At 38.5% G+C, this 21,485-nt stretch carries 23 protein-coding genes, 2 pseudogenes and 1 riboswitch; of the genes and pseudogenes, 14 read left to right on the top strand and 11 right to left on the bottom strand.

Annotated features, from left to right (window positions below):
* Positions 1-23: 23 nt before the first annotated feature.
* Positions 24-380 carry a hypothetical protein gene (locus tag G8D99_RS06935; RefSeq protein ID WP_227554368.1) on the bottom strand — a complete coding sequence of 119 codons (357 nt, stop codon included), beginning with the start codon at positions 378-380 and terminating at the stop codon, positions 24-26.
* 166 nt (positions 381-546) lie between these two features.
* Here G8D99_RS06935 and G8D99_RS06930 point away from each other — a divergent pair, with 166 nt between their 5' ends.
* The 6 genes from G8D99_RS06930 to G8D99_RS06905 all read left to right on the top strand — a co-directional run bounded on the left by G8D99_RS06930 (position 547) and on the right by G8D99_RS06905 (position 4,867).
* Positions 547-969 (top strand): guanosine-3',5'-bis(diphosphate) 3'-pyrophosphohydrolase, encoded by a 423-nt coding sequence (locus G8D99_RS06930; protein ID WP_166323848.1) that lies wholly within the window; start codon positions 547-549, stop codon positions 967-969.
* A gap of 128 nt (positions 970-1,097) precedes the next feature.
* A complete protein-coding gene (locus G8D99_RS06925; protein ID WP_166323846.1) occupies positions 1,098-1,997 on the top strand; it encodes a LysR substrate-binding domain-containing protein in 900 nt (299 codons plus the stop codon).
* Between the two features lie 89 nt (positions 1,998-2,086).
* Entirely contained in the window at positions 2,087-3,172 is a 1,086-nt protein-coding gene (trmA, locus tag G8D99_RS06920) for a tRNA (uridine(54)-C5)-methyltransferase TrmA (RefSeq protein ID WP_166323844.1), read from the top strand.
* A gap of 244 nt (positions 3,173-3,416) precedes the next feature.
* Positions 3,417-3,650: a hypothetical protein gene (locus tag G8D99_RS06915; RefSeq protein WP_166323842.1), complete on the top strand. Its 234-nt coding sequence runs from the start codon at positions 3,417-3,419 to the stop codon at positions 3,648-3,650.
* A gap of 202 nt (positions 3,651-3,852) precedes the next feature.
* Positions 3,853-4,098: a hypothetical protein gene (locus G8D99_RS06910; protein ID WP_166323841.1), complete on the top strand. Its 246-nt coding sequence runs from the start codon at positions 3,853-3,855 to the stop codon at positions 4,096-4,098.
* 211 nt (positions 4,099-4,309) lie between these two features.
* Positions 4,310-4,867: a lecithin retinol acyltransferase family protein gene (locus tag G8D99_RS06905; RefSeq protein ID WP_166323840.1), complete on the top strand. Its 558-nt coding sequence runs from the start codon at positions 4,310-4,312 to the stop codon at positions 4,865-4,867.
* A 359-nt stretch (positions 4,868-5,226) separates the two neighbouring features.
* Here the strand turns inward: G8D99_RS06905 and G8D99_RS06900 are convergent, their stop codons facing one another.
* Positions 5,227-6,951: a glutamine--tRNA ligase/YqeY domain fusion protein gene (locus tag G8D99_RS06900; RefSeq protein ID WP_166323839.1), complete on the bottom strand. Its 1,725-nt coding sequence runs from the start codon at positions 6,949-6,951 to the stop codon at positions 5,227-5,229.
* 166 nt (positions 6,952-7,117) lie between these two features.
* Between G8D99_RS06900 and G8D99_RS06895 the strand changes: the two genes are divergently transcribed.
* The 4 genes from G8D99_RS06895 to nfsB all read left to right on the top strand — a co-directional run bounded on the left by G8D99_RS06895 (position 7,118) and on the right by nfsB (position 9,864).
* On the top strand, positions 7,118-7,627 hold the full coding sequence (locus G8D99_RS06895) for a peptidylprolyl isomerase (protein ID WP_166323838.1): 510 nt from the start codon (positions 7,118-7,120) through the stop codon (positions 7,625-7,627).
* Between the two features lie 113 nt (positions 7,628-7,740).
* Entirely contained in the window at positions 7,741-8,475 is a 735-nt protein-coding gene (locus G8D99_RS06890) for a UDP-2,3-diacylglucosamine diphosphatase (protein WP_166323837.1), read from the top strand.
* Positions 8,476-8,604: 129 nt separating this feature from the next.
* Positions 8,605-9,024 carry a hypothetical protein gene (locus G8D99_RS06885; protein ID WP_166323836.1) on the top strand — a complete coding sequence of 140 codons (420 nt, stop codon included), beginning with the start codon at positions 8,605-8,607 and terminating at the stop codon, positions 9,022-9,024.
* Between the two features lie 186 nt (positions 9,025-9,210).
* On the top strand, positions 9,211-9,864 hold the full coding sequence (gene nfsB, locus G8D99_RS06880) for an oxygen-insensitive NAD(P)H nitroreductase (RefSeq protein WP_166323835.1): 654 nt from the start codon (positions 9,211-9,213) through the stop codon (positions 9,862-9,864).
* A 69-nt stretch (positions 9,865-9,933) separates the two neighbouring features.
* On the opposite strand, the gene G8D99_RS06875 is transcribed toward nfsB, so the two are convergent.
* Entirely contained in the window at positions 9,934-11,178 is a 1,245-nt protein-coding gene (locus tag G8D99_RS06875; RefSeq protein WP_166323834.1) for a D-amino acid dehydrogenase, read from the bottom strand.
* A gap of 169 nt (positions 11,179-11,347) precedes the next feature.
* Positions 11,348-11,435, bottom strand: a riboswitch (glycine riboswitch).
* Between the two features lie 100 nt (positions 11,436-11,535).
* Here G8D99_RS06875 and G8D99_RS06870 point away from each other — a divergent pair.
* Positions 11,536-12,096, top strand: coding sequence for a suppressor of fused domain protein (locus tag G8D99_RS06870; RefSeq protein WP_166323832.1), 561 nt, complete (start codon positions 11,536-11,538; stop codon positions 12,094-12,096).
* 17 nt (positions 12,097-12,113) lie between these two features.
* Here the strand turns inward: G8D99_RS06870 and G8D99_RS06865 are convergent.
* Positions 12,114-12,377 (bottom strand): annotated as a pseudogene (locus G8D99_RS06865) (FAD-dependent oxidoreductase); the annotation flags it as partial.
* Positions 12,378-12,431: 54 nt separating this feature from the next.
* On the opposite strand from G8D99_RS06865, the gene G8D99_RS06860 reads away from it, so the two are divergent.
* Together G8D99_RS06860 and G8D99_RS06855 are read left to right on the top strand one after the other, a co-directional pair.
* Positions 12,432-12,809 (top strand): IS630 transposase-related protein, encoded by a 378-nt coding sequence (locus G8D99_RS06860; RefSeq protein ID WP_166323678.1) that lies wholly within the window; start codon positions 12,432-12,434, stop codon positions 12,807-12,809.
* Between the two features lie 23 nt (positions 12,810-12,832).
* A complete protein-coding gene (locus G8D99_RS06855) occupies positions 12,833-13,351 on the top strand; it encodes an IS630 family transposase (RefSeq protein WP_166323680.1) in 519 nt (172 codons plus the stop codon).
* A gap of 25 nt (positions 13,352-13,376) precedes the next feature.
* Here G8D99_RS06855 and G8D99_RS15880 read toward each other — a convergent pair.
* The 6 genes and pseudogenes from G8D99_RS15880 to G8D99_RS06825 form a co-directional block, all read right to left on the bottom strand.
* Positions 13,377-14,366: pseudogene (locus G8D99_RS15880) on the bottom strand (D-amino acid dehydrogenase); the annotation flags it as partial.
* A 315-nt stretch (positions 14,367-14,681) separates the two neighbouring features.
* Positions 14,682-15,392 carry a 2-C-methyl-D-erythritol 4-phosphate cytidylyltransferase gene (ispD, locus tag G8D99_RS06845; protein WP_166323830.1) on the bottom strand — a complete coding sequence of 237 codons (711 nt, stop codon included), beginning with the start codon at positions 15,390-15,392 and terminating at the stop codon, positions 14,682-14,684.
* A complete protein-coding gene (gene ftsB, locus G8D99_RS06840) occupies positions 15,373-15,762 on the bottom strand; it encodes a cell division protein FtsB (protein WP_166323828.1) in 390 nt (129 codons plus the stop codon). The genes ispD and ftsB overlap by 20 nt, the downstream gene beginning before the upstream one ends.
* A 529-nt stretch (positions 15,763-16,291) precedes the next feature.
* On the bottom strand, positions 16,292-17,581 hold the full coding sequence (gene eno, locus G8D99_RS06835) for a phosphopyruvate hydratase (protein WP_166323826.1): 1,290 nt from the start codon (positions 17,579-17,581) through the stop codon (positions 16,292-16,294).
* 64 nt (positions 17,582-17,645) lie between these two features.
* Positions 17,646-18,503 carry a 3-deoxy-8-phosphooctulonate synthase gene (gene kdsA / locus G8D99_RS06830; protein WP_166323824.1) on the bottom strand — a complete coding sequence of 286 codons (858 nt, stop codon included), beginning with the start codon at positions 18,501-18,503 and terminating at the stop codon, positions 17,646-17,648.
* Between the two features lie 63 nt (positions 18,504-18,566).
* Positions 18,567-20,207, bottom strand: a complete 1,641-nt coding sequence (locus tag G8D99_RS06825; protein ID WP_166323822.1) for a CTP synthase — start codon at positions 20,205-20,207, stop codon at positions 18,567-18,569.
* 228 nt (positions 20,208-20,435) lie between these two features.
* Between G8D99_RS06825 and G8D99_RS06820 the strand changes: the two genes are divergently transcribed.
* Positions 20,436-20,921: an internalin gene (locus G8D99_RS06820; protein ID WP_166323820.1), complete on the top strand. Its 486-nt coding sequence runs from the start codon at positions 20,436-20,438 to the stop codon at positions 20,919-20,921.
* Between the two features lie 89 nt (positions 20,922-21,010).
* Here G8D99_RS06820 and G8D99_RS06815 read toward each other — a convergent pair whose 3' ends face one another.
* Complete coding sequence (locus tag G8D99_RS06815) at positions 21,011-21,484, bottom strand: hypothetical protein (RefSeq protein WP_166323818.1); 474 nt, start codon at positions 21,482-21,484, stop codon at positions 21,011-21,013.
* Position 21,485: the final 1 nt, after the last annotated feature.

The following is a 21,485-nucleotide window of genomic DNA, read 5'->3' as shown; positions in this document are numbered from 1 at the left end:
TTTTCAGTTTTAAAATAAGAGTTTTAGTTGGCAAAACCCAAATAACGATACATGCCTTCCACCCCTAAATCTGATTTATACACACTAAATTCAGGATAACTTGATTTGGAAATTTCATTAAAGACATTAGAGTTTTCATCATCTGCATGAATGTCATCGACCGTGCGTTGCATGGTGCTTTCAAACTCATCTGAAATATATTCAAAGCCTAAATCCATCGCAATAAACAAGGTATGTGCACAAGGTTGAACATACTGTTCTTCAGACCAATCAATTACAGCGTGGTGGCAAAAAGGACACTGGATATTTTGCACATGATGCTGTTGAGGATTATTTTGATCATGTAAAACAGTTTCGAGTTCGATGAGTTGAAAAGCCATAATCTTTGGAACAGAATAAAAAATATAGTTTAACGGTCTATGCATAATTTTTAAATTGAAAGTTTTTGAATAGACCTTGAGCATTAACTCGCTGACATTCAATCAGATAATGTCGCTAGATATAGATAAAAGAACGATTATTTTAAGTACATAAGTCAAGGAAGTTATGTCTACGATTGAAAAAGCCATTGCATTGGCAGCAAAAAAACATATGGGTCAAGTCGATAAAGCCGGTCAAGCTTATATTTTCCATCCACTGCGTTTGATGTTTAAAGTCAAAACTCCGGAACAGCAAATAGTGGCGGTTTTACATGATATTTTGGAGGACACTGACACCACCATAGTCGATTTAATTTCCTTGGGCTTTTCTCAAGAAGTCATTGATGCCATCGATGCAATGACCAAGAGACCCCATGAAACCCGTATAGAAGCGGCGTATCGAACAGTGAAAAATCCCATCGCACGTGTCGTAAAATTAGCGGATTTGGCTGACAATATGGATATCAGTCGTATTCCTCAACCGACCACTCGAGATCTGCTGCGCTTAGAAGAATATAAACAAGTCCATCAGATTTTAGTGTCTTGTTGATCTTAGCTTCAATTCTTATTCTCATCAATGAATCCGTTGTTTTTGAATAAAAATTACAAGAATTTCATTGACCAAATGCAACAACATTTCTTTTAATGCTTAAATTGTTGCAATAATGGAATGACCTTATGCTTTCGGATTTAGATGACTTTTATTGTTATGCGCTTGTGGTTGAACATGGCGGATTTAGTGCCGCAGAACGCGCCACCGACATTCCCAAGTCCAAATTGAGTCGCCGCGTCTATAATCTGGAAGAAAACTTAGGGGTTCGACTGATTCAGCGTAGTTCACGTCACTTTGCGGTCACCGATATTGGTATGAATATCTATCGGCACGCCCAAGTGATGATGAATGCTGCACAATCGGCACATGACTTGGTCGATCATTTGAGTGAACAACCACGGGGATTAATTAAAGTCAGTCTACCTGTGTCTATTGCACAAAGTGAAATGACCAAATTATTGCCTGCGTTTTTAAAACAATATCCTGAAATTAAAGTGCAACTGATCGTCAGTAATCGCCGTGTCGACATTGTTAACGAAGGTATAGATATTGCTTTACGGGTACGCTCAAGTTTAGATGATGATCCAAGTCTAGTGATTCGTAAGTTTGAAAATATCGAACAACATCTGTTTGCAAGCCAAGCCTATTTAAATGAATTTGGCATGCTGAAAAGCCCAGAGGAACTGAGTCAGCACCGTATTCTGAGTATGGTCGATGAACTGACCGACCAGCAAATGGTGTTGCACGATCAAGACAACAACATTACCAAAGTCAAAGTCAATCCTGTTTTAATGGGTTCAGATTTGATGATGCTTGCCAATTTGGCCAGTCAAAACTCAGGCATTGCTTTGCTACCCGACAGCATCGTGCAAGATTATGTCGATGCAGGTCAATTGGTTCGCGTCCTGCCTGAATGGAAAGCGCCACATGGGATCTTCCATGCGGTTTATCCTTCACGTCGTGGCTTATTGCCAGCGGTACGGGTTTTTATCGACTATTTGGTTGAACATCTCACCAAAAGATAATCGATCATACGATTCTGGCAAAGATTATGCAGAAAAATTGGCTAATCTTTGTTACCATCGCCTCTGCTCTGTGTTAGTTTTCGATTTTTATGACTTCATCTTACCAACAACAGCTCGACGCTAAAATCGAGCGTATTCGTTCGCAATTTGCTGAATATCACCCACCTGAACTTGAAGTATTTGCTTCCCCTGAGCAAAACTTCCGTATGCGTGCTGAATTCCGTATTTGGCACACTGAAGATGACATGTTTTATGCTATGTTCGAGCGTAACGAAGCAGGTGAAAATAAGAAAGTTGTCCGTATAGATGAATTCCCGATCGCAGACAAAAGCATTAATGATTTGATGCCTGTTTTACTGAATCTTTTAAAACAAAGTGAAGTCCTTTCAAAACGTCTATTTGAAGTGCATTTTCTCAGTACCTTGAAAGGCGAAATGTTGGTTTCTATGATCTATCGTTCAGCATTGAACGAAGCATGGGAAGCAGAAGCAAAACCATTGGCGGATCAGCTGAATATTAAAATCATTGGGCGCAGCCGTGGTCAAAAAGTCGTGCTTAGCGATGAATTTGTGGTTGAAGAATTGCAAGTGTTTGATCGCACGTTTAAGTATAAACAGATTGAAAGTAGCTTTACTCAGCCCAATGCCCAAGTCTGCCAAAAAATGTTGGAATGGGCATGTTCAAGTGTAGAAAAGTCTGAAAAAGATTTGCTTGAACTGTACTGTGGTAACGGTAACTTTACCCTGCCCTTATCTCTAAAGTTTAATCGTGTACTTGCGACTGAATTGGCAAAATCATCAGTCTATGCAGCGCAATGGAACATCGAACAAAACCAGATTGATAATATTCAAGTGGCACGTTTATCGGCTGAAGAATTTACTCAAGCGTACAATGCTGAACGTGAATTTAGACGTTTACAAGAAGCCGAAATTAACATTCAAAGTTACGACTTTGAAACGGTGTTTGTGGATCCACCTCGTGCCGGTATTGATGATGATACTTTAAAATTACTGCAAGGTTTTAAGCGAATTATCTATATCTCATGTAATCCAGATACCTTACATGACAACCTAAAAACACTGAGTCAAACCCATAAAATTCAGAAGTTTGCCATGTTTGATCAATTCCCATACACCCACCATGTAGAGTCAGGTGTTCTTTTGGAAAAAATTTAAACAATTTATTTCCAATCAAAAGGGTCACTTTCATGTGACTCTTTTTTTGTGAGTGAATATTTTGTTTTGATCAATCATATAGTTATAAAAATGCAAGAATTTTAACTGTCATAAAAACGTTAAATCAGCATGTTATTATCGAAATATTGATTTCAAAATTGCGAATTCAATCACATTATGGTGCTTGTATTTAATTTTGTATTGGTTATATTTCGCTCTATGTTAGGTTGTAAATGAAGTCTATATGACATTTTGGCAAAAACTGTTTTCGGGCGATCCTCAACAAAACGAGCATAAAAACCAAATTGCTTGGGTTGAAAATGATTGCGCTTGTAAGACCAATGAACAGCTCATCGCTGCGCTGCAGAAAGCTACGGATGAGGATGTGATTCTCGGCATTAAAAAAGTGCTAATGTCACGAGGCTACAGTCGTAAAGATTTAACTGCGCTTTTACAGCCAAAAATTACGATTCAATAATTCGAAAAAAGTCACTGCTACGCAATCGTCTAGCAGTGATTTTTTATATACTGATTTTTATAAGCTATTTTCTGTCATATCGGTTAGTAGTACCTATGCCCTCCAATCATCGGCAGATCTCTTTCCTTTCCATTCTAATAATGTTATGACTAATTAAAATAAACACTCAATCATTCATCATAATGACAATAAAGGAATAACCATGAAAACAATCTATTTAAGCCCACTCATTTTGAGCTGTTTCATTTTGACTGCATGTAGTGGTATACCCGATGAGTGTGAGAAATCTTGGGATCAGGTTGAAAAGCTCGCCAAAGAAAGCGGTATTCCTGAAGATTCTATTCAAGCACAGAAAAAGCAATTTGAAGAGCAAATCAAAGCCATGCCTAAACAGGATGCCATTGAAACTTGTAATGCCCAGTCCTCGGTATTTGGGATGATCAAGTAATCCCTATCTAAACGTTTAGATTCTTGTTAACCACCTGATCCTTATCGCAAGATTTTTAAATCCTGCAACTTACATAAAACTTCTGCAATGTGGCGCTGATTGATTGTTAAAAATGATCAGTGTTGCAATGCTTCTTTATGTTTTTTTTCGGTATAATTCTGCTTTAAATTTCAATAAAACGATGCAGTTGTTATTTATTGGAAATCAACATATGCAAGCCAAACGTACCAAAAATTTTCAATTGGGCAGCCACCTGATTGTGAATCATTTTGGTTATAGCCATCATGGAATTTATGCGGGTAAAGGTCGTGTCATCCACTACTCTGGTTTTGCGCACCTGTTTAAAAAGCACCCCATTGAAATCACCTCGATTGATCAATTCGCACGCGGGAAAAAAATATTCGTACGTGAGTATGACAATCCCAAATATCTCGGACGTCATGTGGTGAAACGTATGCGTTCAAGGATGCATGAAAATAACTATCATTTGATTATCAATAACTGTGAACATTTATGCAGTTGGGCAATCACGGGGGTTGAAGACAGTCCACAAGTGATCAAAATGATGAATCGATTGACCACCATCGGCTATGTCAGCTCAATTATGAGTTATTTAAATAGTTTATTTCTCACCCTTGCGACCACGTCATTTGCTCTGGTGCTGTATATTAAAAAGAAATTGAATGATCGTAAGAAGTTAAATACGCCGGTGTATATTGCACTACGTGAACAAAGACAAAAAATCGGGCAAAAAAAATCCCCACATTAAGTAGGGCTTCGAGGAAAACATAGTTTCAAATTAAACCTTTCGGTTCATGATTAATATGCGGTTTTTATTTCACCTTGTCAATATAAATTATTGTTTTATAAAGATTTAAAAATACTTAAAGCTCAGTTAAGTTACTCTAATTTATCAGTTTTATACTTTCGAAAACTTAAAAACAACACATTTATTTCAAATGAAATTTCCTCTATTGATTTGCATTCAGCGTATCGATTCGGCAAATTTTCAATGTCTTTTTGAGGATTGAACATCATTCACCTGAACATAGACCAATACTCTATAAAACAAATGCAATAAAAAAAGCCCAACCGAAGTTGAGCTTTTTATAAATAGACGTTTAAACCTTATTTTGCTGGCTTAAAGCTATCTTTCAAATCTAAGATACGGTTAAACACAGGCTTATCGCTCGTATGATCATGTTGATCTGCAACAAAGTAACCTTCACGTTCAAATTGGAAACGATCTTCGGCTTTCGCTTGAGCCAATGCAGGCTCAACAATTGCTTGAACCACTTTTAAAGATTCAGGATTCAAGTGCTGTAAGAAATCATCATCCGCATCTGGCGCAGCTTCATTAAACAGACGATCATAAACACGAACTTCAGCTTTAACGCCTTTGCTTGAGGAGACCCAATGAATCACGCCTTTCACTTTACGACCTTCAGGGTTTTTACCTAAAGTTTCAGGGTCGATTGAACATTTCAATTCAATCACTTCACCATTGGTATCTTTAATCACTTCATCGCATTTAATGACGTAAGCATGACGAAGACGTACTTCACCACCATGAATTAAACGTTTAAAGCCTTTTGGTGCAATTTCTTCGAAGTCTTTACGATCAATAAAGATTTCTTGTGTGAGTGGAATAATACGCTCACCCATGTCTACGTTCGGATGACGCGAGTGGGTCAAGTCCATATCCGCTGGTAAATTAGTTAACGTCACTTTCAGAGGGTTTAGCACTGCCATACCACGAGCAGCCGTATTTTCTAAAGACTGACGGATACAGAATTCAAGCATTGCCACATCAACAATACTACCATCAACTTTAGTTACACCAACACGTTTGCAGAAATCACGTAAACCTTCTGGCGTGAAACCACGACGACGCATCCCAACCACTGTAGGCATACGTGGGTCATCCCAACCATGGACATAACCACCTTCAACCAATTTACGTAATTTACGTTTAGAGGTAATGGTGTAGTCAACGTTTAAACGGCTAGATTCGTACTGACGTGGTACAGAAGCAGAACCGACTTTCTCAATCACCCAATCATAGAATGGACGGTGATCAACAAACTCAAGTGTACAAAGTGAGTGCGTTACACCTTCAATGGCATCTGACAGTGGATGTGCATAGTCATACATTGGATAAATTTTCCAAGTGTTGCCTGTTTGATGATGCTCAGAATGCAAAATACGGTACATGATCGGGTCACGCATATGCACATTCGGTGAAGTCATATCAATTTTGGCACGAAGCACCGCTTGACCTTCACCCAACTCACCATTGCGCATTTGCTCGAAACGCGCTAAGTTTTCTTCAACTGTGGCATCACGTTGCGGTGAATTCTTACCCGGTTCGATGAAATTACCACGATTCAGCTTAATTTCTTCTGGTGATTGCAAATCGACATAAGCATCGCCTTGTTTAATCAGTTGCACCGCCCATGTGTACAATTGGTCAAAATAGCTTGATGCATAGCGTGTTTCACCATTCCAATTGAAACCTAACCATTTCACATCGTTGGCAATACCATCGACATATTCTTGTTCTTCAGCATCGGGGTTTGTATCGTCAAAACGAAGATTACATAAACCCTCATATTCTTGTGCAATACCAAAATTGAGGCAGATTGCTTTCACATGACCGATATGTAAATAACCATTTGGCTCTGGTGGGAAACGTGTCACCACTTGTTGAGTACGTCCTGATGCGAGATCTTCTGTAATCACTTGACGCACAAAATCTAAGCCCGGCTGTTGTTCTTGCTGCGCAGCTTCGACAGATTGGTTTTGTGTTGTCGGGGTATTGGGCAGGGATGAAACAACATCATTCGGCTTCATAGTTGATAAATCACTTCTATAAGATAAAATAGGATAATTAAAACGCTTTTCTTTATTTATTAACAAAGAAAGTAACGTTTTTGCTTGCCTTGTAGTTTACAGTTTGCTTATGCTTCTCTCAACCAAAAACCCATGGCTTTTTTGTCCATGATCAGGAGATTATAGAATGAGTTTTCCTCAAGTCGAATTAAACACCAATAAAGGACGTATTGTTCTTGAACTTAACGCTGAGAAAGCACCTAAAACTGTGGCTAACTTCTTAGAATATGTTCGTGATGGTTTTTATGATGGCGTTATCTTCCACCGTGTTATTGACGGTTTCATGATCCAAGGCGGTGGCATGGATGAAAACTTCAAAGAAAAAACAACTCGTGATTCTATCGAAAACGAAGCGGACAACGGTTTAACCAATGATTTGGGTACCATTGCAATGGCTCGTACTCAAGCGCCACATTCTGCATCTGCTCAATTCTTCATTAACGTTGGCAACAACTCTTTCCTTAACCATTCTGGTAAAACAGCACAAGGTTGGGGTTATGCAGTTTTCGGCAAAGTGACTGAAGGCATGGAAGTCGTAAACGAAATTAAAGGTGTTCGCACTGGCAACCGTGGTTACCACGCTGACGTTCCTTTAGAAAACGTGGTTATCGAATCTGCTAAAATCATTTCTGAATAAGAATCCCTCCTAACCTCCCTTTAAAAAAGGAAGGAATTTCCACTTTCGAATTAGTGGAAAGTCCCTCTTTACCAAAGAGGGATTTAGGGAGATTTTAAAAATAGGAAACCTAAGTGACCCATCTGTTTATATCAGATTTACATTTGTCACCTGATCACCCTCGACTCGTTCGGGGGTTTTTAGATTTATTGACACAGTATCAAGATAAAAAGACCCGACTGTACATTTTGGGTGATTGGTTTAATGCATGGATTGGCGATGATTACTCTGCCCCATGGTTGGATGAAATTGTTCAGCATTTAAAAACATTTACTCAAGCAGGAAATCAGGTCTTTTTTCAAGTCGGCAATCGTGATTTTGCCTTACATCAAATTTTCTTAAATAAGTTCAATGGCAAGCTATTGAATGAAGTGGATTATCTAAACATTGCTTTATTAAATACTGGTTCACTCAAGATTCGTATGGAACATGGTGATGCACTGTGTACCGATGATGTGTCTTATCAACGCTTTAAAAAAATTATTCGTAATCCACTGCTTGTCGCTTTTTTAAGAAAAACGCCTTTAAGTTTTCGCGAAAAATTGGTCAATGGATTTCGTAAAAGAAGCCATGACTCTAAAGAGTTTAAATCTTATGAGATTATGGATGTGAATCAAACAGCCGTTGAACAAGCATTACAACGAGTCGATCTATTAATTCATGGTCATACCCACCGTCCAGCTATACATCACGAGTTTGATAAAATCAGGATTGTATTGGGGGACTGGCGTAAAGATCAGGCGCAAATTTTAGAAATTGATGAATACACCACGCTTTCTCAGTTACAGTTAAAGACTTGGGATTATTAGACTTTAGTCAATTTTCAGCATATAACTCAGGCACTGGCGACGTTTATTTATACGAATAAACCCTACTCTGCTTGTAATCAAAACAGAAAAGCAGATACTCATTTTAAACCCCATTTTTAGAGTCTAACCATGTCTAACTTTAGTAATATTACGGTCACTCATCATGAAAATGACAAAGTTGAACTTCTGATTGATGGTCAGAAAATCTCAGATCGTTATGATATTCATCTTGATCAAAGTGTGATTGAAGAATTACAAAATCTAGAAAATGGCAGTGTTTATAAATTATTTGAACAATTTATTTTCTCGCATACTGACTTAAACTTTGAACATAGTTATGTGTATACCAATAATATTATCAAAGCCGATGATGGTTATAGCTTAAAGAAAAACTTTGTGTATCGCATTAAAGCTGCCGATCAAGCACCTCTTGAACATGTGATTAGCAAAGATGGCGCAGCCATGAGCCCTGAAGATGTACGCGAATTTATTGACCAACATGTTGCGATGTCACTGAATCAATATACCGATTTAAAATACGCATACTAAGCAATTGAAAAGCCCAGTTATTGACACTCCTGATGAATGATAGATTTGTTAGGAGTTTTTCTTTTTAGTCATGCTTCATTTTTAAGCAATAGAATCTAAAGCCTAATATAAACTTAGCCTTTTTTATGCTTTATTTATAGGATGATTACAGTAAAATCAGTTGAAAATCATATTGGAGAATCATTGATGGATTTACTTAACGTATCAAAAACTCGTTACACCACCAAAGCTTATGACGCTTCTAAAAAAATCCCACAACAACAATTTGATCGTTTACTTCAAATCCTTCGTTTAGCCCCTTCTTCAATCAATATTCAGCCGTGGCATTATTTTATTGCGGACAATACAGAGGCCAAACAACGTATTGCTAAGTCTTTAGTGGGTAAATATGCCTACAATGCACCTAAAGTGCTCGATTCTTCACACACGATTTTATTTTGCACTAAAGCCGATATTAGCGAAGACCATCTAAATGCCTTACTTCAGCAAGATGATGTGAGTGGTCGTTTTAAAGATGAAAATGCCAAGCAAGGTCAGAAAGATGCACGTATCGGATATGTCGACTATTACCGCAATGAAAAAGGTGATATTCAACGTTGGGCTGAAAATCAGACGTTTATTGCCCTAGGTCAAATCTTGCTAGCAGCAGGGATTGAACAGATTGATGCCACCCCGATTGGCGGTTTCAATGAAAAAATTATCTCTGAAGAACTTGGCTTAGCAGAAAAAGGTCTCATTCCTTCTGTTCTCTTAACACTGGGCTATCGTAGTGAAAATGATTTCAATGCAAAACTGCCTAAATCACGTTTAAACCCTGAAGTGATTTTCACTCAGCTTTAAAACTCAAACATAAAAGGCATGTTCAATCCATGCCTTTTTGCTTTAAAATAAACAGATCTAAAAATATATTTACACGGGAATCGCCGCTGCAATTTCCTGACTGATCATGGCCGCTGTGGCAGCTGACAAGGTCCAACCCAAATGTCCGTGCCCCGTATTATAAAAGACACGTTCATGTTTCCCGCGTCTCACCACTGGCATCATATTCGGCATCATCGGTCTTAAGCCTGCCCAAGGTATACAATGTTCTGTGGAAATATCAAAATTTCGGTTGGTCCAATCAATAAGCGGTTGAATACGATCAGCACGAATATCTCGGTTATAACCATTAAACTCCGCCGTACCTGCGACACGTAACCGATTTTTTCCCAAGCGTGAAGTCACAATTTTGGCACTTTCATCCAATAAGCTTATCCAAGGAGCATGATCAATACTCGCTTGATCTTCAAGTTGTACCGTAATGGAATAGCCTTTTACAGGATAGATGTTAATGCGATCACCCAACTGTTGAGCCAAATGGTAACTGCTCACGCCGCCACACACCAATACAGCGTCAGCATCAAGATGCTCAATAACTTCGGCTTGAACTTTAATATTTTCGGTACTTTGACGATATTGAATTTGTACACCCTTGTCATGATGCTTCACATCCACCACTTCCATCCCAAACACATAACACACACCATACTTTTTAGATGCTTCTGCTAAACCTGTGGTGAACTTGTGAATATCTCCTGTAGCATCATCAGGACAATAAAAGCCTGCATAATACTGTCCTGTAAGACTCGGTTCGATACTTTTAATTTCTTCATTACTAATTGCGTGTCGTGCCAACCCCCCAGCGCATAACAAGTCATTAACACGTGTTGCTATCTCATAATCATATTCAGAATGATAGAAATGCAGAATGCCTCGTTTCTCCAAATCAAAATCAATACTTTCCTGTTGAGCAATTTGAAATAAACGCTCACGTGCGATCAGTGCCATTTTGACGGTATTTTTGGTATTGGCTTCATAATGTTTGATATTGCCTAAAAATTCCAACAACCAAGCATATTTATGCAAATCAAAAGAGGGATTGAGCAGTAATGGTGCATTTTTTTGCGCCATCCATTTAATCCCTTTAAGTACTGTGGCTTTTTGATTCCACACTTCTGCATTACATGCTGAGAGTTGCCCACCATTGGCAAATGAGGTTTCCATGGCAGGAAAAAGATGCTTATCAATTACTGTGACTTGATAACCCAATTGAGACAATTCATAGGCTGATGTGACCCCTGTGATCCCTGAACCAATGACGACGATATGTGGCATACGTATTCTCCTTGGAATCAGTGATTCCAAACGCTGCCCCATCTGTCACGGTACCTGAGAGCTTCTGAACCCCTACAACCTATTTGTATAAGTTCATCCCCTTCGGTGAGTCTAAGCCATTAATTAAAATCAATTAAAATTTCAGTTTAGACTTCTCTCCAGATGTTATTGGCTCATTACAGTCCTTTTGCCTGAGAGTTTCCGGGGTTGTTGCTCCTTCGGCGTGTTCTAAAGAACATCTCTCCTGTAACAAACATGTTTTATAAATATATTTGTTATATAGCAATGTATATGCCATTCTTGATCTAATGAATAGTCAATAGATGTAAATGAAATTTAAAAAATGAATAAATTCAAATGACTAAATTAATTTCCTTAACCAAATCTCATCCTAAATTTTTTAACACCACCCAATACAAGGCAATGTTTTCACCCGATTTTGCCGTTGGATGGCATGCCATAGATCGCCATTTAAGATCTATGCTCCCCAATTGCGCATTTCATCATTATAAAAATAGTGACCCGAATGACTTATTGGATAATATTGCGGTGTGTGAATGGGAGGATGGCCATTTATATTGTGTCAGCTATGGTCTATCAGCACTGTATTACAATGAAGTAAGTTATGGCAATCTGATCAGCAAATATGGATTTGAACTAACCTTTCATATTGTAAAAGCATTGCAACCTTTTTCATTAGAAGTCTATGTTCAATTTCTGCAAGAGATTGCAAAATTAATCATTCACACAGACCTTGATACATCACAATATCAGCACAAGTTTGAGTTAAATGAATCGACGCTACAGCTATTGGAACATCAATATGCTTATTTCAGTTTATCAGCAGACCCTATTCTAAAAAAAATGGGCTCACCACATGGTCAACATCAGTTTATTGAAATCCATTTACATGTTTGAAGTTTATAACGTATTGATTATAAATTCCGAAACATATTCAAATCATCATATTCAATCTGTGGTGTTTGATTCGAAATAATATCAGTCAATAATTTGGCTGAACCACAACTCATGGTCCAACCTAATGTGCCGCGCCCTGTATTGGTATATAAATTTTTATAATTTGTTTTACCCACTATTAGTGTTCCATCAGGCTTTGCAGGTCGTAGCCCAGTCCAAAAATGCGCATTGCTCAAATCACTAGCATTAGGGAAAAGCTGTTCAAGTACCATGATCAAAGTATAGCTAAAAGTTTAAGATGAGCTACAATAGAAAAAACTTTAATCTTTAAGACCATGCCAAAAACATATTCTGTCGATTTACGCGAAAAAGCCATGCAGTTTTATAAAGAGTCAAAGCATAAATCTAAGACGTGCGAAATATTTAATATTGCCAGAACCACGCTCGATGATTGGATCCTGATCGAACAGCAGACTGGTCAACTCAAACAACCTAAGTCTCCAAATGTAGGACGTCCCTCAAAGATTCTGGACCTGCAAGCTTTTGAAGCATTTGTAAAAACAACGCCATTTACCCAAGCTAAAGATCTTATTCATTTGTTTGAACAGAAATTCGGTTATAGCGTTGGCTATCATGTCATTTTAAAAGCTCTAAATAAGATGGGTTGGACGCGTAAAAAAAGAGTTTTCTCTACAAACAAGCCTGCAAGTTAAGCCGTGCTGTATTTGAATGGTGTTTGCCTCAGTGGAAGCAGCAATATGGTGAAGATCACATTCTTTATATCGATGAATCAGGCATCAATACCAATGAAACCGCAGAATATGGTTGGTCTCCAAAAGGTCAACGTTGTCATGCATTTAAGTCAGGTGGGCATGGCACGAGACTCAGTATGATCAGTGCGGTCAGATCAAATGCACCATTCAAGTTTACTCAACCTTTAGTTTTTCACGGTTCGTGTGATCGGAATATTTTTGTCTGTTGGTTGGAATATTTGTTGCAGGATTTAAAGCAAAAGGATGATCAGACTAAGAGTTATTTGCTGATTCTAGATAATGCATCCATTCATAAAGGTCGAGTAATTGATGACTTGGCAGCACGATATCAGATAAGAATTGTTTATCTACCTGCATATAGTCCTGATCTAAATCCTATTGAGAGAGCATGGTCTGTCCTAAAAAGTAAAGTCAGACATATGGTTGCCCATAGCAATAAAACACTTCCCGACGCTTTGGATATTGCATTCAAGATGATGTAGCTTATATTCTATACTTAGCTATACCTTCTCGGCTATGATTCAGCAAACGATCAAAACCGTTAATTCCCTTCATTCCACCAACCCAAATGCGATCACCAAAGTGCGTTAATGCAATCTTGTAGCTTTCATCTAAGATGATCGAAACAGGTGAACGTTTTGGATCAATGATCTTGGTCGTAAAAGAACAGCATTTCAGCGGATAAACGGGTGTATCGATACCAATCAATTTCAGCATTTCATGGCTGTAACTCCCCTATGCCATCACATACGCACCCCCTTTGATTTTTTCACCCCTCCTTAACACAATGACTTTGATCTGATCTACATCTTCTTCAATGGTTTTAATATGATGTTAAACAGAAACTGTACGCCTTGTAATTTAGCGATTTCTGAAAGTTCCGTGGTAAATTTTTGACAGTCTCCCATTTGGTCATTCGGCAATCTTAACCCACCGACAAAGTCAATCGTTGCATGTGCCAATACTGATTCAATATTGATCACACCTTGATGATCGAGCAGCTCAAATGGAAAACCTTCCTCTTTTAAGACTTCCGTATCTTTAGCGACAATATCAAGTTGCTCTTGTTTTCTAAACAATTAAAGTATGCCAAGTTGTCTTTCATCAAAATAAATATTGGTCTCGATACGTAACTGATCAAGCAATCTCGACTGTATTCCAACATTCTGACCATGCGTTCTTTATTGATTTAATAAGGGCTGATATTAAATTCCGCTAGCATATGAATCATCCGGTGATATTGATACATATCTCCTGTCAGCCCAATACTGAGCGCTGCATGATATTGAAACATCCATTTAAATGCTTTGAGTGGAACACCAACCGGGTACCGCCCGACGAGGCATAGCCTAGTGAAATTTGACCTGCATTGGCAAAACTGGTTTCTAAAGCCACATTCGGCTGACGGTCATTCACCGTGACGTCATGACCTACTTGGGATAAATAGTAGGCAGTGGTTGTACCAGTCACGCCTGCACCCATGACAACAATATGCATACCTTACCTCTATTCTTGTTTTAATGTTCACTTTGATTTGAGTACAAATAACTCACTCCCATTTATTCAAAAAATTTATGAAAAATAAATGGCCTGGTTATGCACCTGTTTATTTTGACGCTAAGCATAAATGATATGGATTACAAGTGAGTTTTTGCATCTTAAAGCAGCCTCCTTTACTCCGAATTTAGGCATGAACTTAGGCTATTTTAAAACAAATCACTTCATTGTTTGGGGACACTTCAATAATTAAAAAAGCCTAAAGATATCTTTAGGCTTTCGGTTTAATCATCGTGATAAAACACATCAAACAATTTATACATTTTGAGATTGTAGAATCAATTTAGCCAACTCTAAATCTTCTGGATAGGTAATTTTTATATTATCCGAACGCCCTGCTACAACTTGGACTGTTTTACCTAAAGTTTCTAAAGCGCTGGCTTCATCAGTAATACTTATGCCCTTTTCCAAAGCAAATTCGATCGCTTTTCTTAAGACACCTAATTTAGCCATTTGCGGGGTTTGTGCTTGCCAAAGTTGACTACGATCCACCGTTTTTTCAATATCATGCGTTTCGGATACACATTTTAAGGTATCGCGTACAGGAATCGCTAAAATTGCACTTTGATCTGATTCAATGGCGGTAGCCAGCAAACACTCTAAACACTCTATTGAAACACATGGACGAGCTGCATCATGTACAAACACCCAATCTTCATCTGAAGCAATGTCCGATAAATACCGCAAACCATTCAAAACCGAATCAACACGTTCAGCACCACCCAAACAAAACATGGCTTTGTCTGGGTCATTGAAATTCAACGTTTTCGCCACATCATCTTGTTCAGAAATGGCAAGCACATAACCACTCAGTGGCAACGCTGTGAGTCGTTGAATGGTATGCTCTAAAACGGTTTTATTTTGAATAGTTTGATATTGCTTTAATGCTGTTTTTGAAAATCGACTGCCTGAACCCGCTGCTGGGATAATTGCCCATAACTTAGGATTATTGAGTAATGAGTGCATCTGAATCCGCTTCATTGGTTCGAACATCTACTTTCGCATTTGGATCAATATAGATCGGTTTATAGTTACTACTAATCGTACTCATTTGTACAAATGTTTCATGTGGCTTAATCAGACCTAAATCTAAACGGGCATGTTCTTCAATGGCTTCAACGCCATTTTTTAAATCGTATACTTCTGCCGCCAAAATTCGATTACGCTCTTTGAGCTCTTCGTTGGCTTCAACTTGTTGTTGGATTTGTTGAAGTAATGCTTGATGCGGGAAATACCCCCCCTCACCAAACCAAAAGCGATATTGCAGGACGATGATCATAATGATCGCAATCCCCAGAATCACTCGACTCGAAGTTGTTTTAAAGACGTCTAACATGAATTTTGGTCTTATTTTAACGGCATTGAATTAATGCACTAATATACATGAAATGTTTTCTATGAAGTACCTCAAACTGTTGCAAAACTGAAAAAGCTGAACAAAATACTCGCTGATAATACGTTTCATACCATATTTAAGTCTTATGAAAATTTACAGTTTAACTTCACTGATTCACACCATTCACTATGAATCAAGAAAAATAACCAACGACCAAATTATAAGGTCGATATCCTATTCTTTTTAAATCTCTGCGCTGTTTAAAATTGTTATATATACAGAGCATTAAGCCAGCTCATTTTATTTATTCTGATTTCAGGCGACCCCATAAAATATAAAAGATCTGATCTTATTCATGAGCATTAACTTTAAGCATATCCGACTGAAACTGTCTGAACGATAAACCTAATTTGTTTTATCCATATAAGTTAATTGTATAAATTCAGGACCATGAGCAATATATTCCTGACCAATAAAAAAACCACTCTAATCAGAGTGGTTTTTTTAAATCTAAATTAATCATGAATGATTAGTTTAAACCTTTGAATTCTGCTTTACCGCGGTAAGCAGCATTAGTCAATTCTTCAATACGAAGCAATTGGTTATATTTCGCTACACGGTCAGAACGGCATAGAGAACCGGTTTTGATTTGACCCGCTGCTGTACCCACTGCAAGATCCGCAATGGTTGAATCTTCAGTCTCACCTGAACGGTGTGAAATTACAGTAGAGTAACCATTTGCTTTCGCAAGGTAGATTGCATCTAAAGTTTCAGTCAACGTACCGATTTGGTTGTATTTAATTAAGATAGAGTTACCGACTTTCTCATTAATACCACGTTGTAAAATCTTAGGATTGGTTACGAATAAGTCATCACCCACCAATTGGATTTTATCGCCAAGGATTGAAGTCAAGTAAGACCATCCTTCCCAATCAGACTCATCCAAACCATCTTCAATTGAGATAATTGGGTATTGGTTTACAAGACCTGCAAGGTAGTCAGAGAACTGGTTGCTTGTGAATGCTTTGTTGCCTTCACCTGCAAGAATGTATTGACCATCTTTGTAGAATTCTGAAGATGCACAGTCAAGCGCAAGCATGATGTCAGAACCTGCTTTGTAGCCAGTTTGACCAATCGCTTCAAGAATAACCGTAATTGCTTCTTCATTTGAACGAAGGTTTGGTGCAAAACCACCTTCATCACCAACAGCAGTGTTTAAACCTTTTTTGTTTAATACTGATTTTAAAGAATGGAAAATTTCCGCGCCAGCACGAAGTGCTTCAGAGAATGAACCAAAGCCAACTGGCTCGATCATGAATTCTTGAATATCAACGTTGTTGTCTGCATGTGAACCACCATTGATGATGTTCATCATTGGTACAGGCATGGTCAAGATTGATTGACCACGTAAATCTGCGATGTATTGGAAAAGCGGAATTTTCTTTTCAGTTGCAGCAGCACGTGCAGCAGCTAAAGACACGGCTAGAGTTGCGTTTGCACCTAATTTTTCTTTGTTTTCAGTGCCATCAAGCGTGATCATAGTGTTATCGATGTCTTTTTGTTCAAAAACAGACTTACCGATCAATGCATCACGAATGATTGTATTCACGTTATTAACAGCAGTTTTAACACCTTTACCTAAGTAACGTGCTTTATCGCCATCACGAAGTTCTAAAGCTTCACGAGAACCAGTTGAAGCACCAGATGGTGCACATGCACGGCCAACTACGCCAGAGGCTAAGATTACGTCAGCTTCGATGGTTGGGTTACCACGAGAGTCCAAAATTTCACGTGCACGAATGTCAACGATTTGACTCATGAACAATTCCTCAGTTGATTAATAAAGACGATGCGTCTAAAAGACGCATCAATGTATTACAAATTTAGTGGGTGTCGAGCTGTTTAAAGCCTTTCACCAAAGTATCGAGTTCTTTCAATTGTGCCAAGAATGGCTCAAGTTGTGACATACGCAGTGCACAAGGACCATCACATTTGGCTTGATCTGGATCTGGATGTGCTTCTAAGAACAACCCTGCCAAACCTGTTGCCATACCTGCGCGTGCCAGTGTGGTAATTTGCGCACGACGACCACCGGCAGAATCTGCACGACCACCCGGCGTTTGAAGCGCATGTGTCACATCAAAGAACACAGGCACATTCATCTGTTTCATGGTATCGAAACCAAGCATGTCAACAACCAAGTTATTGTAACCAAATGCCGAACCACGCTCACACAGAATCAGCTTGTCATTGCCTGCTTCCAAGCACTTATTCATAATATGACGCATTTCATGCGGTGCAAGGAACTGTGCTTTTTTGATGTTGATAATGGCATTGGTTTTTGCCATCGCTTCAACCAAATCCGTTTGACGACTTAAAAATGCAGGCAGTTGAATAATGTCTGCCACTTCTGCAACAGGTGCAGCTTGATAAGGCTCATGTACATCGGTGATGATCGGAACATTAAACTGCTTTTTAATGTCAGCCAACCACTCCAAGCCTTTTTCAAGACCGGGACCACGGAAAGACGTTAAGCTTGAACGATTGGCTTTATCAAAACTTGCTTTAAACACATAGGGAATATCTAAACGGGTACAGATATCAATATAGGTTTCTGCAATTTCAAACGCTAAATCTTTAGACTCAAGTACATTCATTCCGCCGAATAATACAAATGGCAAGTGATTTGCCATGTGTATATCGCCTAAACGTACAATTTCTTGTGGTTTTAGTTGCGACATTTAAACTTCCTAGTTCGTATTCCTAAACAAGCAAGACGTGAAAATCACGCCTTGCTGCTTACCTTATTTTGCTTTTTTGAACTGCGCTTTGGCTGCATCAATGAAGCTTGCAAACAATGGATGACCATCACGTGGCGAGCTGGTAAATTCTGGGTGGAATTGTACCGCAATAAACCAAGGATGTTCAGGAATTTCAACAGTTTCAACTAAGCGTTGTACTGGTGAATAACCTGAAATTTTCATGCCTTTCTCTTCCAGCGCAGGAATGAAACGGTTGTTCATTTCGTAACGGTGACGATGACGTTCAATGATTTCAGCATTGCCATACACTTCACGCGTCTTGGTGCCTTCAACGAGTTCAGATTTTTGAGCACCTAAACGCATGGTACCACCAAGATCAGACTCAGCTGTACGTTGCTGAACTTCACCGCGCTCATCTAACCATTCAGTGATTAAACCAATCAATGGTGATTTTGTAGAACGGTTAAATTCAGTCGACGTTGCATCTGTAATGCCCGCAACGTTACGTGCGTACTCGATTACAGCCAACTGCATACCTAAACAAATACCCAAGAATGGAACTTTGTTTTCACGAGCGTACTGAATGGCTTTCATTTTGCCTTCAGTACCACGTTCACCAAAACCACCTGGAACTAAGATTGCATCAGCATCTTTAAGAACTTCGGTCACATCTTGGCTTTCAAGCTCTTCAGCATTGACATAGTCAATTTGAACTTTCACGCGGTTTTTAACGCCTGCATGTAAAAGTGCTTCATTTACAGATTTGTATGCATCTGGAAGTTCAACATATTTACCGACCATCGCAACACGTACGGTGTACTCTGGGTTCAACAATGCTTCTACCACGTTATCCCAATCTGTTAAATCAGCTTCAGGAAGGTCGTTATAACCAAAACGTTCACAGATTAGATCATCCACATTTTGCTCATAGAACGTACGTGGAATTTGGTAAATTGAGCGTGCATCTTTACACACCACCACGGCACGTGCTTCAACATTGGTAAACAATGCGATTTTACGTTTCGTGTCAGCGTCAACATCGTATTCAGTACGACAAATCAAGATGTCAGGTTGGATACCAATCGACAATAGCTCTTTTACAGAATGCTGAGTCGGTTTAGTTTTCAATTCTGCAGCAGATTTGATGTATGGAAGAAGCGTTAAATGCATCAACATTGTACGTTTATGGCCAAGTTCAACCATTAACTGACGTACAGATTCCATAAATGGAAGAGATTCGATGTCACCAACCGTACCACCGATTTCTACAATCGCAACGTCGTAACCTTCACCTGCGCGAAGTACACGCTCTTTAATATTATCCGTAATGTGTGGAATAACTTGTACAGTACCGCCAAGGTAATCACCACGGCGCTCTTTGTTCAGAACGTCTTGATATACGCGACCTGAAGTAAAGTTATTCAACTTAGTCATTTTCGCACGACGTAAGAAACGTTCGTAATAACCCAAGTCTAAATCTGTTTCTGCACCATCCTCTGTGACAAAAACCTCTCCATGTTGGAACGGGCTCATTGTCCCTGGATCGACATTAATGTATGGATCCATTTTGACCATGGTGACTTTTAAACCACGGGCTTCTAAAAGTGCAGCAACTGAAGCAGCTGAAATACCTTTACCTAGTGATGAAACTACACCACCAGTCACGAAAATAAAATGGGTCATTGGGTTTCTCGTACAATCGAGCCTAAATCGGCCTACAATGTTGCGCAATTTTACTTTACCTTGTACCTATAAAGCAAAGTCAATCCGCATCAATTCAAAGAACAATAAACAATTGGTTATTCTATCACCATTTCCAATCGAGATTTAAGTCCACTTTACGTGATTTCCAGATGATTTTTTGCTGTTATACTACCCTTGTCGATTTATCAAGTTTTGTTTTGAGTGATTATGAATAAGAAATTTTTAATTGGCGGTGCAATTGTCACAGCACTCCTGGTTACCGCATGTGTAAAAAAAGAAAGCCCGAAAGAAGAAGAACAGGAACAAACTGTTGAAAACACCCAACAGGAAACCGCTCCTCTTCAAGAATTAGACCCTGTTGAACCGTCTGAAGCTGAAATTCCAACACAAGTTGAAATTGAGCATCAAGAGTCAAACAATACCTCAGCAACGATTCGTCGTGAATATCATGATGAACCGCAAGTTGCAGCGCCTGCACAACAACCAACGGCTCAACCAACGTCTAGCCAAACTGCTGCACCGAAAGAACAAAGTGCGCCTAAAGAAGAAGCGAAACCAGCCAAAGCTGAAACCGTTAAGCCAAAACCAGAAGCGACTGCCTCTACACCGAAAGCGTCTTCTAATACTGCACAAACTGAAGAGGATGCTGTGGCAGCGGCTATTGCTGCTGCAACCCCTGCTTTAGAAAATTAATCATTAAATTGATTGATATAAAAAACCGAGCTAATTAGCTCGGTTTTTTTATTTAAAGTACTCATATAAATGTATTTTTTAATTTTGTATCAATTAATATCTTTCATTAAACCTAATTTATATCGCTGAATCATCTCCTCTATTGCATACACAATATCATTATCCTCAGCACTAAAATTCAAGCCTTTTACAATTTTTTTCATATCCCTCATATCTTGATAATTAAATTTTCTTAAAAACAAATCTAAAATTACAAAACGCAATTCATCGGTCATTTTATGATTCGACGTCTTTATCAAAACTTCCTTTAATTGTATGAACTGCTCAGCTTTAATTTTTTTAAAATCGGAATATAAGTGATGTACAAACCACTCAACACCCTTAGTCACTCTTAAATCTGTGTCAGATAATACCCTCAAATAAAAATTAAAAACTTCCTCAGGAAATTCATCAAATAAGAGCATGCTGTATTCAATTTCATGAACTAAATTGTTTAAAAACTTACTATTTCCATATTTTCCTTTTCGAATAAACACTTCTTTTTCTATTTGATCTAAATTCACA

Origin of the sequence: Acinetobacter lanii, assembly GCF_011578285.1 — a bacterium.
GTDB lineage: Bacteria > Pseudomonadota > Gammaproteobacteria > Pseudomonadales > Moraxellaceae > Acinetobacter > Acinetobacter lanii.
The sequence above is the reverse complement of the archived record's forward strand: the minus strand, read 5'-3'. Positions and strand labels throughout refer to the sequence as shown.